This window comes from Pseudomonas baetica, from assembly GCF_019733355.1.
GTDB classification, from domain to species: Bacteria; Pseudomonadota; Gammaproteobacteria; order Pseudomonadales; family Pseudomonadaceae; genus Aquipseudomonas; species Aquipseudomonas baetica_A.
In genome coordinates, this window is record NZ_JAIHLQ010000017.1 from 76,594 (window position 1) to 91,909 (window position 15,316).

General features: G+C 60.0%; 11 protein-coding genes. 6 read left to right on the forward strand and 5 right to left on the reverse strand.

What is annotated here, in order from left to right; genetic code table 11:
• The first annotated feature begins 244 nt into the window (after nucleotides 1-244).
• Nucleotides 245-2,008, forward strand: a complete 1,764-nt coding sequence (locus K5E40_RS17255; protein WP_221731867.1) for a cation:proton antiporter — start codon at nucleotides 245-247, stop codon at nucleotides 2,006-2,008.
• 21 nt (nucleotides 2,009-2,029) lie between these two features.
• Here K5E40_RS17255 and K5E40_RS17260 read toward each other — a convergent pair whose 3' ends face one another.
• From K5E40_RS17260 to uvrD, 4 genes are all read right to left on the reverse strand, one after another.
• Nucleotides 2,030-2,437, reverse strand: coding sequence for an SMI1/KNR4 family protein (locus K5E40_RS17260; protein WP_221731868.1), 408 nt, complete (start codon nucleotides 2,435-2,437; stop codon nucleotides 2,030-2,032).
• 138 nt (nucleotides 2,438-2,575) lie between these two features.
• Entirely contained in the window at nucleotides 2,576-3,451 is an 876-nt protein-coding gene (locus tag K5E40_RS17265) for a Tim44 domain-containing protein (protein ID WP_221731869.1), read from the reverse strand.
• Between the two features lie 176 nt (nucleotides 3,452-3,627).
• Entirely contained in the window at nucleotides 3,628-4,068 is a 441-nt protein-coding gene (locus tag K5E40_RS17270) for an EamA family transporter (RefSeq protein ID WP_221731870.1), read from the reverse strand.
• A 133-nt stretch (nucleotides 4,069-4,201) separates the two neighbouring features.
• A complete protein-coding gene (uvrD, locus tag K5E40_RS17275) occupies nucleotides 4,202-6,385 on the reverse strand; it encodes a DNA helicase II (RefSeq protein WP_221731871.1) in 2,184 nt (727 codons plus the stop codon).
• 257 nt (nucleotides 6,386-6,642) lie between these two features.
• Between uvrD and K5E40_RS17280 the strand changes: the two genes are divergently transcribed.
• The 3 genes from K5E40_RS17280 (at nucleotide 6,643) to K5E40_RS17290 (ending at nucleotide 10,928) form a co-directional block, all read left to right on the forward strand.
• Nucleotides 6,643-9,516, forward strand: a complete 2,874-nt coding sequence (locus K5E40_RS17280; RefSeq protein WP_221731872.1) for a GGDEF domain-containing phosphodiesterase — start codon at nucleotides 6,643-6,645, stop codon at nucleotides 9,514-9,516.
• A 127-nt stretch (nucleotides 9,517-9,643) separates the two neighbouring features.
• Entirely contained in the window at nucleotides 9,644-10,510 is an 867-nt protein-coding gene (gene hexR, locus K5E40_RS17285) for a transcriptional regulator HexR (RefSeq protein ID WP_007962240.1), read from the forward strand.
• Between the two features lie 205 nt (nucleotides 10,511-10,715).
• Nucleotides 10,716-10,928, forward strand: coding sequence for a PA3496 family putative envelope integrity protein (locus K5E40_RS17290; protein WP_221731873.1), 213 nt, complete (start codon nucleotides 10,716-10,718; stop codon nucleotides 10,926-10,928).
• Here the strand turns inward: K5E40_RS17290 and K5E40_RS17295 are convergent.
• Complete coding sequence (locus tag K5E40_RS17295; protein ID WP_221731874.1) at nucleotides 10,870-11,832, reverse strand: LysR family transcriptional regulator; 963 nt, start codon at nucleotides 11,830-11,832, stop codon at nucleotides 10,870-10,872. The genes K5E40_RS17290 and K5E40_RS17295 overlap by 59 nt on opposite strands.
• Before the next feature lie 190 nt (nucleotides 11,833-12,022).
• On the opposite strand from K5E40_RS17295, the gene K5E40_RS17300 reads away from it, so the two are divergent.
• Complete coding sequence (locus K5E40_RS17300; RefSeq protein WP_221731875.1) at nucleotides 12,023-13,438, forward strand: acetyl-CoA carboxylase biotin carboxylase subunit; 1,416 nt, start codon at nucleotides 12,023-12,025, stop codon at nucleotides 13,436-13,438.
• Nucleotides 13,439-13,449: 11 nt separating this feature from the next.
• A complete protein-coding gene (gene oadA, locus K5E40_RS17305; protein ID WP_221731876.1) occupies nucleotides 13,450-15,258 on the forward strand; it encodes a sodium-extruding oxaloacetate decarboxylase subunit alpha in 1,809 nt (602 codons plus the stop codon).
• Nucleotides 15,259-15,316 lie beyond the last annotated feature (58 nt).

Genomic DNA, 15,316 nt, shown 5'->3' on the forward strand with positions numbered 1-15,316 from the left:
CCTCTGCGGGTGCCTGGTCACTTTTCAAAAAGTACCGTTATCGGGACGCCGGGCAACAGGTCGCCGTCACGCCTGGATCGATCTGTTTCCATATATTGCACTGCCTTCCAGCCCGAAGTCGCGGTGTTACCCTGCAAAAGCCCGTGCAAAAAGGCAATTCCCACAAGAAAAGCGGATTTTTCCGAGCACGCTCAGACCTCTCTGGCGTCTGACTGCGCGCTTCGCCAATCTAGGAGCCCACGCCATGCATGCCATCAGCTTTATTCAGGATCTGGCGGTGATCATGTTGGTCGCTGGCGTGGTAACTGTCCTGTTTCACCGGTTCAAGCAACCGGTGGTGCTCGGTTACATCGTTGCCGGTTTCATCATCGGGCCGCACACCCCGCCGTTCGGCTTCATCCATGACGAAGAAACGATCAAGACCCTCGCCGAACTGGGGGTGATTTTCCTGATGTTCTGCCTGGGCCTTGAGTTCAGCCTGCGTAAGCTGTTCAAGGTCGGCGCCACGGCGTTTATCGCGGCGTTCCTCGAAATCGTCCTGATGATCTGGATCGGCTATGAGATTGGTCGCTGGTTTGAATGGAGCACCATGGACTCGCTGTTTCTCGGCGCGATCCTGGCGATCTCCTCGACCACCATCATCGTCAAGGCGCTCAATGATCTGAAGATGAAGAACGAGCGCTTCGCGCAGCTGATCTTCGGTGTGTTGATCGTCGAAGACATCCTCGGCATCGGCATTATTGCCCTGCTGTCGAGCATCGCCGTCAGCGGCACAGTGAGCTCCGGCGAAGTGTTCTCCACGGTCGGCAAGCTGTCGCTGTTCATGATTGTTGCGCTGGTGATCGGCATTCTGTTGGTGCCACGCTTGCTGGCTTACGTCGCCAAATTCGAAAGCAACGAGATGCTGCTGATCACCGTGCTGGGCCTGTGTTTCGGCTTTTGCCTGCTGGTCGTGAAGCTCGAATACAGCATGGTGCTGGGCGCATTCCTGATCGGCGCAATCATGGCTGAGTCACGGCAACTGCTGAAAATCGAACGGCTGATCGAGCCAATTCGTGATCTGTTCAGCGCGATCTTCTTTGTAGCCATCGGTCTGATGCTCGACCCGATGATCCTGCTGCAATATGCGTGGCCGATAGCGGTCATCACCGTCGCCGTGGTGCTGGGCAAGATGCTGTCCTGCGGCCTCGGTGCCTTTATCGCTGGCAATGACGGACGCACCTCACTGCGAGTAGGGATGGGGCTGTCACAGATTGGCGAATTTTCCTTCATTATCGCGGCACTGGGCATGACCTTGCAGGTGACCAGTCACTTCCTTTATCCGGTTGCCGTGGCGGTGTCGGTGATCACTACACTGCTGACGCCTTATCTGATTCGCGCCGCTGATCCGCTGTCGATCAAGCTGTCTGCCGCCATGCCGCAGCGCCTCGCGCGGGTGTTCGGGATGTATGGCGAATGGCTGCGCAGCATTCAGCCGCAGGGCGAGGGCGCGATGCTGGCGGCGATGATTCGGCGGATTCTGTTGCAGGTCGGGGTCAATCTGGCGCTGGTGATTGCGATCTTCTTCACCGGCGCATTCTTTGCCGGACGTCTGTCGGTCTGGATGCAAGACTGGATCAGCGATCCGAGCTGGCAGAAAGCGTTGATCTGGGGTGGAGCGTTGCTGGTGTCGCTGCCGTTCTTGATTGCGGCGTACCGCAAGCTCAAGGCGCTGTCGATGTTGCTGGCGGAGATGGGCGTGAAGCCGCACATGGCTGGGCGTCACACGCAACGAGTGCGCCGGGTGATCTGCGAAGTGATCCCGATTCTCTCGCTGCTGGTGATTTTTCTGCTGCTGGCAGCCTTGTCGGCCAGTATTCTGCCGACCAACAAGTTGCTGGTGCTGATCGCCGTGGTCGCGGCCGCCGTGGCGGCGCTGCTCTGGCGTTGGTTCATCCGCGTGCACACGCGGATGCAGGTGGCCTTGCTGGAAACCCTCGACAATCACAAGGAGTCGTCGGGGCACTGATCACCCGGGGCGCTTGGCCGATCAGCTTTCCAGCCAGACGTCCCGTGCCCAGTGCCATACCGATTCCCAGGTTTCTTCGGCAACCAACTCTTCTTCGGCCTGCCACAGCACCACTGTGCCGTCTTCCTCGACACAGTAGTAGTCGTCGCCGTCCTGACAGATCGGGATCAGGCTGCGATCAACACCGACATCCCAGGCGTTGGCGGCAACATCCGGCAAGTAAGTGTGGGATTGTGGGTCGGTCACGGTCACAGGTTCCAGGCTGCCGTAAACCACATCGCTGACGGTCAGCAAAAACTCTTTGAAGACAAACGGAATATCGATGAACAGTTGTTCTTCGATTTCGACCAGCAGATCTTCGTCAGGCAACTCCAATGGAACCGGTACGGGTTCGTTGGCTTCGCGCAGTTGTTCGATGATTTCTTCCACGTCCGGGATCCTCTTGCTTGAATGGCGCGGTTTATATGGGCCGGTTTATACAGTAGCTCGCTATAGATGCAACCGTGAAATAGAAAAACCCCGGACGAGTCCAGGGTTTTCATGAGCGCATGCTTAACGCAGAGGGTATCAGCCGTTCTGGCGGATACCGGCGACCAGCCAAGGCTGGTTGTCGCCCTGCGGACGTTCCATGTTCCAGCTTTCGCTGAACACTTCGCCCTGGTCGAAACGCGAAGTCTTCGACACACCGCTGAAGGTCAGGGTGGCGATGGTCTTGTCGGCACGGTCATCCACGCCGTCCAGTTGCACCTGGAGGTTGTCGATGTAGGTCGACTGGAACGCGTCGCCCAGATCCGCACGCTCACGCTTGAGGAACTCGAGCATTTGCGGGGTCACGAACTCGGCGATCTTGTCCATTTCGTTGGCATCCCAGTGCTGCTGCAGCGACTGGAAGTGGCTGCGCGCAGCTTCAAGGAAGTTCTGTTCGTTGAACCAGGCCGGTGCGTTGATCACCGGACGGGCGGCAGCCGGTGCAGCCGAACCACCGAAGATCGACCCCATGGCCGCAGGCTTGTGCTCGAACGTTTCACGCTGCATCGGCGCGCCGGCCGGAGCGAATTGCTCTTGCTGCTTGCGGCGACGAGCGGCGATGAAACGGAAGATCACGAACGCGATCAAGCCCATGATCAGGATGTCGAAGATCTGCATGCCCTGGAAGCCGCCGCCCATGAACATGGACGCGAGCAGGCCACCGGCAGCGATGCCGGCCAGAGGGCCGAGCCAGCGCGAAGCACCGCCGGCCTTGGCAGCGGCGCCAGCGGCACCGGCAGCACCCGCGGTCGCCGCAGCGCCGCCCATGCCTGAGGAAGAAGGAGCCATCTGGCTGGTCTGGTGCGTCGGCGCAGCGCCGGCGCTTTTGCCACCACCAAAGCGCTTGGCGTTGGCGTCGAGGCTCATCGTCAGGCCGATGCACAACGCCATGGCGATGCTAAGAAAACGTTTCATAAAGGGAATACCCGTTTGTGGAGACACGCGCGCCATGTTGCACAGCTGAAGTGTTACTGGCTAGCGAGAGAGTGTTTCGGGCTTTTGCCTGACAGGTTACGTTCAGCTTGGTCCAAGCAATAAGGCTATGTACTTTTGTCTGTAGGAAATCGGGATGGGTTCAGTGAGAAATTAGCTCAGCGACGAAACGCCAGCATCACCACACCGGCCGTAATCAGACCGATTCCACCCCATTGACGCAGGTCGAGTTTCTCGCCCAGCAGGATCACGCTGAGCACTGCCACCAGCACCACGCTGAGCTTGTCGACTGGAGCCACCAGCGAGGCCGGGCCGACCTTTAGCGCCCGGAAATAGCACAGCCAAGACGCGCCGGTGCCCAGGCTGGATAACAGCAGGAACAGATAGCTCTTGGCGGATATTGATCCCAATGACTGATATTGGCCCGTGGCGTACAAAATCAAGGCCAGGCTGACGAGTACCACGATGGTGCGCAGGAGGGTGGCGAAGTCGGAATTGACGTTTTCGATGCCGACTTTGGCGAAAATCGCCGTCAGTGCCGCGAACGTCGCCGAGAGCAGTGCCCAGAATGTCCAGGAGGAAAAGAAGCCTGAGCCCATGTGGCTATCCTGATGATTAACGCCAGCCCCTGTGGGAGCGAGCGTGCTCGCGATGAGGGTGTGTCAGCCAACGCAGTGTTGAATGAAAGACCACTTTGGCGACAAGCTCGCTCCCACAGGGACGCCGTAAGGCTTAAATGGCTTCCAGCTTCGCGTAGCCCAACATCAGCCACTTGCTGCCTTCGCCGAAATTCACCTGCACCCGCGCTTGAGCCCCGGCGCCTTCGAAATTCAGGATCACTCCGTCGCCAAAGATCGAATGACGAACAGTCTGGCCGAGGCTGAAGCCGGTTTCCGGAATTTCGCTGCCGCTGAACAGATTGCTGCCACTCATCGACTGATTGCCGCCGAATGGCCGGCTGACGCTGTTCGACAAGCGCACTTCCTGAATCAGACCCTTGGGCACTTCGCGTACGAAACGCGACACCTTGTTGTAGGTTTCACTGCCGTAAAGGCGTCGGGTTTCAGCATAGGTCATCACCAGATTCTGCATCGCCCGGGTGATACCGACGTAGGCCAGACGCCGTTCTTCCTCAAGGCGTCCCGGTTCTTCCAAGCTCATCTTGTGCGGGAACAGGCCTTCTTCCATGCCCACCAGGAACACGTAAGGGAATTCCAGGCCTTTGGCGCTGTGCAGGGTCATCAACTGAACGCTGTCTTCATGCTCATCGGCCTGAGTGTCGCCGGCCTCAAGCGAGGCGTGGCCGAGGAATGCCGCCAGCGGTGACAGTTCTTCGTCTTCTTCGGTGTTCTCGAAGTTGCGCGCGGCGCTGACCAGTTCCTCAAGGTTTTCCACCCGGGCCTGGCCTTTCTCGCCTTTTTCCGCTTCGTGATAGGCGATGAGGCCGGATTGCTCGATGACGGTTTGCGTCATCAAATGCAGCGGCATCTCCATGCACTTGGCGGCGAGGTTCTCGATCAGCTCGATAAACGCCCCCAGCGCGCCCGCCGCGCGCCCGGTCAGGCCTTTATTGGCGACCAGTTGGCGCATGGCTTCCCACATCGATACATCGCTGTGGCGCGCATGCTCGCGGATCGCTTCGACGGTTTTCTCGCCGATGCCACGGGCCGGGACGTTGATCACCCGCTCCAGTGCCGCATCGTTGCCACGACCTTCCAGCAAGCGCAGATAGGCCATGGCGTTTTTGATTTCCGCCCGTTCGAAGAAGCGCTGGCCGCCGTAAATGCGATACGGAATGCGTTCGCGCAGCAAGGCTTCTTCCAGAACGCGCGATTGGGCGTTGGAGCGGTACAGAATCGCGATATCGCTACGGGCTAAGCCGGTTTTCAGCGCGCTTTCGATGGTTTCGACAACGTAGCGTGCTTCGTCGTGTTCATTGAACGCGGCATACAGGTTGATCGCTTCGCCGTCGCCGCCGTCTGTCCACAGCTCTTTGCCGAGGCGGCCGGTGTTGTTGGCGATCAGGGCGTTGGCGGCCTTGAGGATGCCGGCAGTGGAGCGATAGTTCTGCTCCAGGCGAATGGTCACCGAATCCGGGAAGTCGGAAGAGTACTGATGAATGTTTTCGATTTTCGCGCCGCGCCAGCCGTAGATCGACTGGTCGTCATCGCCAACCACCATCAGGCTGTCGCCGCCCTTGCCCAGCAGACGCAACCAGGCGTACTGCACGGCGTTGGTGTCCTGGAATTCGTCCACCAGAATGTGCCGGAAACGCTTCTGATAATGCGCCAACAGGCCCGGATGATCGCGCCACAGGTCGAGCGCGCGCAGCAGCAGCTCAGAGAAGTCGATGACGCCGGCACGCAGGCAAGCCGCCTCGTAGGCCTCATAGATGCTGCGCATGGTTGCCAGGTACAGATCGCCGCTGGCCTGAATGTGTTTGGGACGCAGACCTTCGTCTTTCTGCCCGTTGATGAACCACTGGGCCTGACGGGCGGGCCAGCGTTGTTCGTCCAGACCCAGCTCGCGAATCACTCGCTTGACCAGCCGCTGCTGATCGTCGCTGTCGAGAATCTGGAAAGTCTGGCTCAAGCCCGCTTCCTGCCAGTGTGCCCGCAGCAAGCGGTGCGCCAGGCCGTGGAAGGTGCCGACCCACATGCCGGCCGGGTTGATGCCCAGCAACTGCTCGATGCGGTGACGCATCTCGGCAGCGGCCTTGTTGGTGAAGGTCACCGACAAAATGGAGTGGGGCGAGGCGTTTTCGACCTGGATCAACCAGGCGATACGGTGCACCAGCACTCGGGTTTTACCGGAGCCAGCACCGGCCAGGACCAACTGACGGCCAACGGAGGCGGCTACGGCCTGGCGTTGGGCATCGTTGAGGGAGTTCAGCAGAAGGGAGAGATCATCGCGCATCGGGGCATTCTAGGGTGCGCCGCAGGCCCGGGCAAACCGAGCTTTGCATTAGCCGATGAAAGTCCTGCCAGTGACGACCGGTCGGTCACTGCCTACAGGCGTCAGCCCGCCTCGCTTTGCGGGTTTTTTCAGTGGCGAGAGGGCGAAAAGTTTCCGTGAAATTATGATCTGGAGCAGTTTGGCAACGGGATCGGCTTGTGTATGCTCCGTCCACGTTTCGGGCGCACGCCCTCCTTATAAGAACAAGAACGTTGCCCATGACCCTCAGCTCCGAACTGTCGGGCCCCTCTGTGGAACCCCGGGTTATTCGCCGGCACTACGCCACCGAAATGGCGGTCGAGCGCACACGCCTGCTGTATCAGGGCTCTTTATTGCCCACGCTGTTCATGTTGATCAATGGTCTGGTCTGCGCCGGTTTGCTCTGGAGCCCGCAGCGTTACTTCGTGGTCAGCGTCTGGTTGGTGTGGTTGCTGTTGCTGGTCGCATTGCGGGTGATTCAGGTGGCAGCGTTCGATTCGGCGATTCCCCATCGCCAAGCCCAGCCGATCTGGTTCCGGATGTTCCTGATCGGCTCGACCATGACCGGCCTGACCCTGGCCGGCGCCGGCATCGCTCTGGTGCCGGCCGACAATTTCATGCAGCAAGCCTGGGTGTTCGGCCTGATCGGCGCCGCGACCCTCTCGGCCAGTGTTGCCTATGCGGTGAGCCTGCCGGCGTTCTTGTCCTTTACCTTGCCGTGCCTGCTGCCGGCGATCGGTTTTCTGTTTTGGGGCGGCGATGAGCAGGCGCGCGGCTGGGGTTGGCTGGGGCTGATTCTGTTGGGTTCGCTGAGCGTGGTGGCGTGGCAGGTCAATCGTTTGATCGATCGCGGTTTGCTGCGACGCTTCCAGAATCAGCGCCTGATCGAACACCTGCAACAGACGCAGTCGCGCAGCGAGCAACTCAATCAGGAACTGGCCAGGGAAATCGAGCACCGCCGCTGTGCCGAGGGCCAATTGCGCGAAGCGCAGGTCGAACTGGAAGACCGCGTCGCCCAGCGCAGTCGTGAGCTGGACGCCGCTAACCAAGCGTTGAGCAAAAGCGAGGCGCGCCTGGCACTGGCGTTGAAAGCCAGTGAGTTGGGGCTATGGGACTGGAATCTGCAAACCGACGAAGTCCATCACACGCAGATTCAGGAGCTGTTCGGCCTCGCCCCGGAATACGTCACGGCCATCCTGCGCGACCTCAAGCCGCGGCTGCACCCACAAGACCTGCCGTCGCTCAAACACGCGCTGATCGAACATTTGAAGGGTCGCACCGAGGACTACCAGATCGAATACCGCGTGCGTCACGGCGACGGCCACTGGGTGTGGATTGAAGATCGTGGTCGCGCCGTGGAGCGCAGCGAGAGCGGGCGGGTGATCCGCATGCTCGGCACGCGCCGCGACATCAGCGCCAGTAAACACCTTGAAGAACAGCAGCGACTGGCGGCGACCGTGTTTGAAGCGGCCAGCGAAGGCATCGTGATTCTCGACCCGAATTACGCGCTGATCGCGATCAATCAGGCATTCAGTCGGGTCACGGGGTACGACATCGACGACATGCTTGGGCGCAATGTCGTCGAGCTGCCGTGTAGCCGCGATGCCCGCCGCCATTACGTTGCGATCCGCCATGCGCTGGAACAGCACGGCAGTTGGCAGGGCGAACTGGTGGAGACCCGCAAGAACGGTGAGCTGTATCCGCAGTGGCTACAACTTAACGCGGTGCGCGATAGTCGGGGAAATGTCAGCCATATCGTCGGCTTTTTCGCCGATCTGTCGGCGCGGCGCGAATCCGAAGAGCGCATGCGTTATCTGGCCCATTACGACGAACTCACAGGTCTGGCCAACCGCTCGCTGTTCCGCGAACGCCTGCACGAAGCGCATCAACGGGTGCGGCAGGGCGGGCGACGCAGTCTGGCGCTGCTGCACATCAATCTGGATCGCTTCAAGCTGCTCAATGACAGCCTGGGTCATGAAATCGCTGACCAGTTGCTGCAAAAAATGGCGCGACGGTTGGTTAACGCCTTACCGGAAGCCGACACCATTGCCCGGTTGTCCGGCGACGAATTTGCGGTGCTCTTCGACGCCTACGGCAACCTGTCGAGTCTGGCCCGAGTCGCCACGCGGTTGTCGGCCAAACTGCGCCTGCCGCTGACGGTCGAAGGCCATGAGTTGGTGGTCAGCGCATCAATGGGCATCAGCATGTTGCCGGACAACGCGCGGGAGATTTCCGCGCTGCTCAGTCAGTCGAACATGGCCATGCAACATGCCAAACATTTGGGCGGCAACAACTTCCAGTTCTACACCGACAGCTTGCAGGCCAGCACCCTTGAGCGCTTGCAGCTGGAAAACCAGTTGCGCAAAGCCATCGAAGAGCAGCAGTTGAAGGTGTTCTACCAGCCCAAGCTGTGCCTGGAGACCGGGCGCCTGAATGCGGCGGAAGCGCTGGTGCGCTGGGACCATCCAACCATGGGCCGGGTGCCGCCGGGAGATTTCATCGGGCTTGCCGAAGAAACCGGACTGATCGGGCCGATCGGCGAATTCGTGCTGCGCCAAGCCTGCTGGCAGGCGTGTGAGTGGCAGCGTCAGGGGCTGGCGCCGATCCGTGTTTCGGTGAATCTGTCGGTGCACCAGTTGCGTCAAGGCAAACTGGTCAGTCTGGTGCGTCAGGTGCTGGAGGAAACCGGGCTGGCGCCGCACTACCTCGAACTGGAACTGACCGAGAGCCAGTTGCTCGACAGCGTCGAACACATCATCGCGACCTTCCAGCAACTACGCGACCTGGGCGTGAAACTGGCGATTGATGATTTCGGTACAGGCTATTCGTCGCTCAGTTACCTCAAGCGCATCCCGGTGGATTACGTGAAGATCGATCAGGCTTTCATTCGCGGTTTGGGGGAGGGCAGTGAAGATGCGGCGATCACCCGGGCGATCATTGCCATGGCCCATGGGTTGTCGCTGAAGGTGGTGGCCGAGGGGGTCGAGCGGCAGGAGCAACTGGAATTTTTGCGCGCCGAGCATTGTGATGAAGTGCAAGGCTATCTGATCAGTCGACCGGTGGAAGCTGCCGATCTGGCCGGGCTTTTGCGCGAACAGGACAATACGTTTTAAGGGCTACATGTATGCCATCGCGCCTGATATGGGGGCATGGAGTTACGTATTGAGCAGGCAAAAAGCCGATTCATGTAGTATAACTACAAGCTTGCTACATCCCCGACCATAAGAAGAGTCCAGCCCCGTGAATCTGCTGCAACACATCGCCCAATCACGTCACCTGTTACGCAAGTCGGAGCTCAAGGTCGCCGACCACGTGCTGCTTGACCCTGCGGCGGTGATGCACAGTTCCATGGCCGACCTGGCCCACAGCGTCGGCATCAGCGAGCCAACCATCGTGCGTTTTTGCCGCGCCATCGGTTGCTCCGGGTTTCAGGATCTGAAACTCAAACTGGCGCAGAGCCTGGCCGCCGGTGCGAGTTTCGGCCAGTTCGCGATCCATGAGGACGACTCGGTTGCCGATTACAGCCTGAAGATTTTCGACACGACGTTGCACACGCTGATGGAAGTTCGCGAGAAGCTCGATCCGGTGGAGTTGCAGCGTGCGGTGACGCTGATGTCCCAGGCCCAGCGCGTCGAGTTCTACGGCTTTGGCGCATCGGGCGCGGTGGCCGCGGATGCGCAGCACAAGTTCTTCCGCCTGCTGCTGACGGCGGCGGCGTATTCCGATCCGCACATGCAAGCGATGTCGGCGGTGACGTTGAAGCCGACCGACGTGGCGATCTGCATTTCCCAGTCCGGGCGTTCGAAGGATTTGCTGATCACTGCCAACCTGGTGCGCGAGAGCGGCGCTTCACTGATCACGTTGTGCCCGAGCCAGACGCCGTTGGCTGAATTGTCCACGGTCAACCTGGCGATCGATGTGCATGAAGACACCGAAATCTATACGCCGCTGACTTCGCGCATTGCGCATCTGGTGGTCATCGACGTGTTGGCGATGGGCGTGGCCATGGCGCGGGGGCCGAGTCTGGTCAACCACCTCAAGAGCGTGAAGCGCAGCCTGCGCAGCTTGCGGCTCTCACCCAAGGCTGTGAAAGCCTTGGACGATTAAAGCAAGGTCGCTCCCACATTTGATCCCCAGGACACAAGATGTGTGTCCGCCGCAGATCCACTGTGGGAGCAGGCTTGCTCGCGAAGGCATTCTCTAAAACACCCTCGCCCTGCGAAACTTTCATCGCACTGTCATCCACGCGAAGCCAAACCGTCATCCCCCGCGCCTATCGTGAAACTCCCGTACTCGCCTTGGGAGACTCGAAATGGCTCAGCCCTACGAAGAACGCAACAGCGCAGCGAAAACCCGTCGTCAGCAGGAAGATCAGCGCCGCATGGAATTTCGCCGCGCCATCGAAGATCGCTTTGAACTCCGCCAGCTTCAGGCCCAGATCGGAGATTTTCCCGAGGAAGGTAAACTCAACTACTGGCACGCGGCACCGGCAGCTTCCCGTCGAAGCGTTCAACCAGCGCGCTGATCTGTGCCCGTTCGCTGCGGATAAACGCCAGGAAGGCGTGTGCCACCGGTGACAGCCGTTTGGCTTTGGCTTGCACCAGGCACCAGCTGCGAAACAGCGGCAACTCTTCGACCGGCAGCTCGACCAGGCCACCGGTCGCCAGCTCCAGGTTCAGGGCGTGGCGCGTCAACAGCGCCAAGCCCAGACCCGCCACCACGCATTCGCGCTGAGCTTCGGCCGAGGCCACTTCCTGAGTCTGGGTGAAGTGCACGCGTTTCTCTTTGAAGTATTCCTCGCAGGCCAGTCGTGTACCCGAACCCGGTTCGCGGATCAGCAAGGTGTAAGGTTCCAGATCCTGCAAGCGCAGCGGCCCCAAGTGCGCCAGCGGATGATCCGGGCGGGCCACGGCAACAATCGGGTTGTTGAGGAACGGCAGGAATTCCAGGCCCATGTCCTGGGGCACCATTGACATGATCACCAGGTCGTCACGGTTATCCGAGAGGCGCCGGATGACCTGGCCACGGTTGACCACCGTCAGTTGCAGGTTCACCTCCGGGTGCTGGCGCTTAAAGGCGGCGAACAGGTGCGGCACGAAATACTTGGCGCTGGATTCCACGGCCAGTTTCAGTTGGCCTTGCAGTGAGCCCTGCATGTCCGACAGCTGCATATCGAGGTTTTCCAGGCGCCCGAAAATGTCCCGGCTGGCGCGCTGCAAAGCTTCGGCAGCCTCGGTCATATAGAGTTTTTTGCCGACGTAATCGAATAATGGCTGCCCGATCAGCTCCTCGAGCTGACGAATCTGAAGGCTGACGGCCGGTTGCGTGAGAGACATTTCATCCGCAGCGCGGCTGTAAGAGCGCAAATCACACACTTCGTTGAAGATCTGCAATTGACGCAATGTCATACGCATCAGGGACTTACGCATTTTTTACAGGCTCTGAAGGCTGGCGAGTGGCTCAACTATAAGTCTTTACTTATGCCTGACCCAATTTTTATTCATTTTTATTAATCCCTTACCGACGCTAGTGTGGGGTCGCGACTAAATTGAAACATTTGGTCACGCGTCGACCTGGGTCTAGCAGGTCGTGGTGCCACCGGCTCAAGGGAACCTCCAAGTGATAACAAAGATCCTGATCGCCAACCGTGGTGAGATTGCCGTACGAATCGTGCGAGCCTGCGCCGAGATGGGCATTCGCTCGGTTGCGATTTTTTCCGACGCCGACCGACATGCGTTGCATGTGAAGCGTGCGGACGAGGCCCACAGCATCGGTGCCGAGCCACTGGCCGGTTATCTGAACCCGCGCAAACTGGTGAACCTGGCGGTTGAAACCGGCTGCGATGCACTGCACCCCGGTTACGGTTTCCTTTCGGAAAACGCTGAGCTGGCAGACATCTGCGCCGAACGCGGCATCAAATTCATTGGCCCCTCGGCAGAAGTCATTCGCCGCATGGGCGACAAGACCGAAGCGCGCCGCAGCATGATCAAGGCCGGCGTACCGGTCACCCCAGGCACCGAAGGCAACGTTGCCGACATCGAAGAAGCCTTGGCCGAGGGCGACCGCATCGGCTACCCGGTGATGCTCAAAGCCACTTCCGGTGGCGGTGGCCGCGGTATCCGGCGCTGCAACAGCCGCGAAGAACTCGAACAGAATTTCCCCCGCGTCATCTCCGAAGCCACCAAGGCTTTCGGTTCGGCGCAAGTGTTCCTGGAAAAATGCATCGTCAATCCCAAGCACATCGAAGCGCAGATCCTCGGCGACAGCTTTGGCAACGTGGTGCACCTGTTCGAGCGTGACTGTTCGATCCAGCGTCGCAACCAGAAGCTGATCGAAATCGCCCCGAGCCCGCAACTGACCCCGGAACAGCGCGCCTACATCGGCGACCTGTCGGTGCGTGCGGCCAAGGCTGTGGGCTACGAGAACGCTGGCACCGTGGAGTTTCTGCTCGCCGAGGGCGAGGTGTACTTCATGGAGATGAACACCCGGGTGCAGGTGGAGCACACCATCACCGAAGAAATCACCGGGATCGACATCGTCCGAGAGCAGATTCGCATCGCTTCCGGCCTGCCGCTGTCGGTGAAGCAGGAAGACATTCAGCACCGTGGTTTCGCGTTGCAGTTCCGCATCAACGCCGAAGACCCGAAAAACAACTTCCTGCCGAGCTTCGGCAAGATCACTCGTTACTACGCCCCGGGTGGCCCGGGCGTGCGTACCGACACGGCGATCTACACCGGCTACACCATTCCGCCTTACTACGACTCCATGTGCCTGAAGCTGGTTGTGTGGGCACTGACCTGGGAAGAGGCGATGGACCGTGGCCTGCGCGCCCTCGACGACATGCGTCTGCAAGGCGTGAAGACCACTGCCGCGTACTACCAGGAAATCCTGCGCAACCCGGAATTCCGTAGCGGCCAGTTCAATACCAGCTTCGTTGAAAGCCATCCGGAACTGACCAACTACTCGATCAAGCGCAAACCCGAAGAGCTGGCCCTGGCCATCGCCGCCGCCATCGCCGCCCACGCAGGCCTGTGAGGAATAGAACAATGACCAAAAAGATTTTTGTAACCGACACCATCCTGCGCGACGCCCACCAATCGCTGCTCGCCACCCGCATGCGCACCGAAGACATGCTGCCGATCTGCGACAAGCTCGACAAAGTTGGCTATTGGTCGCTGGAGTGCTGGGGCGGCGCGACCTTCGACGCCTGCGTACGCTTTCTGAAAGAAGACCCGTGGGAGCGCCTGCGCCAACTGCGCGCCGCGCTGCCTAACACGCGCCTGCAAATGCTCCTGCGCGGGCAGAACCTGCTCGGCTACCGCCACTACAGCGACGACGTGGTCAAAGCCTTCGTCGCCAAGGCCGCAGTCAACGGTATCGACGTGTTCCGCATCTTCGACGCGATGAACGACGTGCGTAACCTGCGCGTGGCCATCGAAGCGGTGAAAGCGGCGGGCAAACATGCACAGGGCACCATCGCTTACACCACCAGCCCGGTGCACACCATCGACGCCTTTGTGGCGCAGGCCAAGCAAATGGAAGCCATGGGTTGCGACTCGGTGGCGATCAAGGACATGGCCGGTCTGCTGACCCCGTACGCCACGGGTGAGTTGGTCAGGGCATTGAAAGCCGAGCAGTCGCTGCCAGTGTTCATCCACTCCCACGACACGGCCGGTCTGGCCGCCATGTGCCAGCTCAAGGCAATCGAAAACGGCGCCGACCACATCGACACCGCGATCTCCAGCTTCGCCTCGGGCACCAGCCATCCGGGCACCGAATCGATGGTGGCAGCGCTCAAGGACACCGAGTACGACACCGGTCTGAATCTGGAACTGCTGCAAGAGATCGGTCTGTACTTCTATGCCGTGCGCAAGAAGTACCACCAGTTCGAAAGCGAATTCACAGCGGTCGACACTCGTGTTCAAGTCAACCAGGTGCCGGGTGGGATGATCTCCAACCTCGCCAACCAGTTGAAAGAGCAGGGCGCCCTTAACCGCATGGCCGAAGTGCTGGCGGAAATCCCGCGTGTGCGTGAGGACCTCGGCTACCCACCGCTGGTGACCCCGACGTCGCAGATCGTCGGCACTCAGGCGTTCTTCAACGTGCTGGCCGGCGAGCGCTACAAGACCATCACCAACGAAGTGAAGCTGTATTTGCAGGGCGGCTACGGCAAAGCGCCGGGCGTGGTTAACGAGAAACTGCGTCGTCAGGCCATCGGCAGCGAAGAAGTGATCGACGTCCGTCCGGCCGATCTGCTCAAGCCGGAAATGACCAAGCTGCGTGCCGATATCGGCGCACTGGCCAAGTCCGAAGAAGACGTGCTGACCTTCGCCATGTTCCCGGAAATCGGTCGCAAGTTCCTCGAAGAGCGTGCCGCCGGCACCCTCACGCCGGAAGTGCTGTTGCCGATTCCTGAAGCCGGCAAAGTCGCTTCGGCGGGCGGCGAAGGTGTGCCGACCGAGTTCGTCATTGACGTTCACGGCGAAACCTACCGCGTCGACATCACCGGTGTTGGTGTGAAGGCCGAAGGCAAGCGTCACTTCTACCTGTCCATCGACGGCATGCCGGAAGAAGTGGTGTTCGAACCGCTCAACGAATTCGTCGGCGGTGGCAGCAGCAAGCGCAAGCAAGCGTCGGCGCCGGGCCACGTCAGCACCACCATGCCGGGCAACATCGTTGATGTGCTGGTCAAGGAGGGCGACACCGTCAAGGCTGGCCAAGCGGTGTTGATCACCGAAGCCATGAAGATGGAAACCGAAGTCCAGGCCGCTGTTGCCGGTAAGGTCACGGCGATTCATGTGGCCAAGGGCGACCGGGTCAATCCGGGCGAAATCCTGATCGAGATCGAAGGCTGAGATAACAGCCTCGGTACAACGCTTTAAACCTCGGGGGGGCATGTGCTCCCCTTTTTTT

Bases quoted from the DNA above. Each gene is read 5' to 3' on its own strand.
- K5E40_RS17265 (WP_221731869.1), bottom strand. From the start codon at position 3,451: ATGAAACGTTTTCTTAGCATCGCCATGGCGTTGTGCATCGGCCTGACG.
- K5E40_RS17255 (WP_221731867.1), top strand. From the start codon at position 245: ATGCATGCCATCAGCTTTATTCAGGATCTGGCGGTGATCATGTTGGTC.
- K5E40_RS17270 (WP_221731870.1), bottom strand. From the start codon at position 4,068: ATGGGCTCAGGCTTCTTTTCCTCCTGGACATTCTGGGCACTGCTCTCG.
- oadA (WP_221731876.1), top strand. From the start codon at position 13,450: ATGACCAAAAAGATTTTTGTAACCGACACCATCCTGCGCGACGCCCAC.
- K5E40_RS17280 (WP_221731872.1), top strand. From the start codon at position 6,643: ATGACCCTCAGCTCCGAACTGTCGGGCCCCTCTGTGGAACCCCGGGTT.
- K5E40_RS17295 (WP_221731874.1), bottom strand. From the start codon at position 11,832: ATGCGTAAGTCCCTGATGCGTATGACATTGCGTCAATTGCAGATCTTC.
- K5E40_RS17290 (WP_221731873.1), top strand. From the start codon at position 10,716: ATGGCTCAGCCCTACGAAGAACGCAACAGCGCAGCGAAAACCCGTCGT.
- uvrD (WP_221731871.1), bottom strand. From the start codon at position 6,385: ATGCGCGATGATCTCTCCCTTCTGCTGAACTCCCTCAACGATGCCCAA.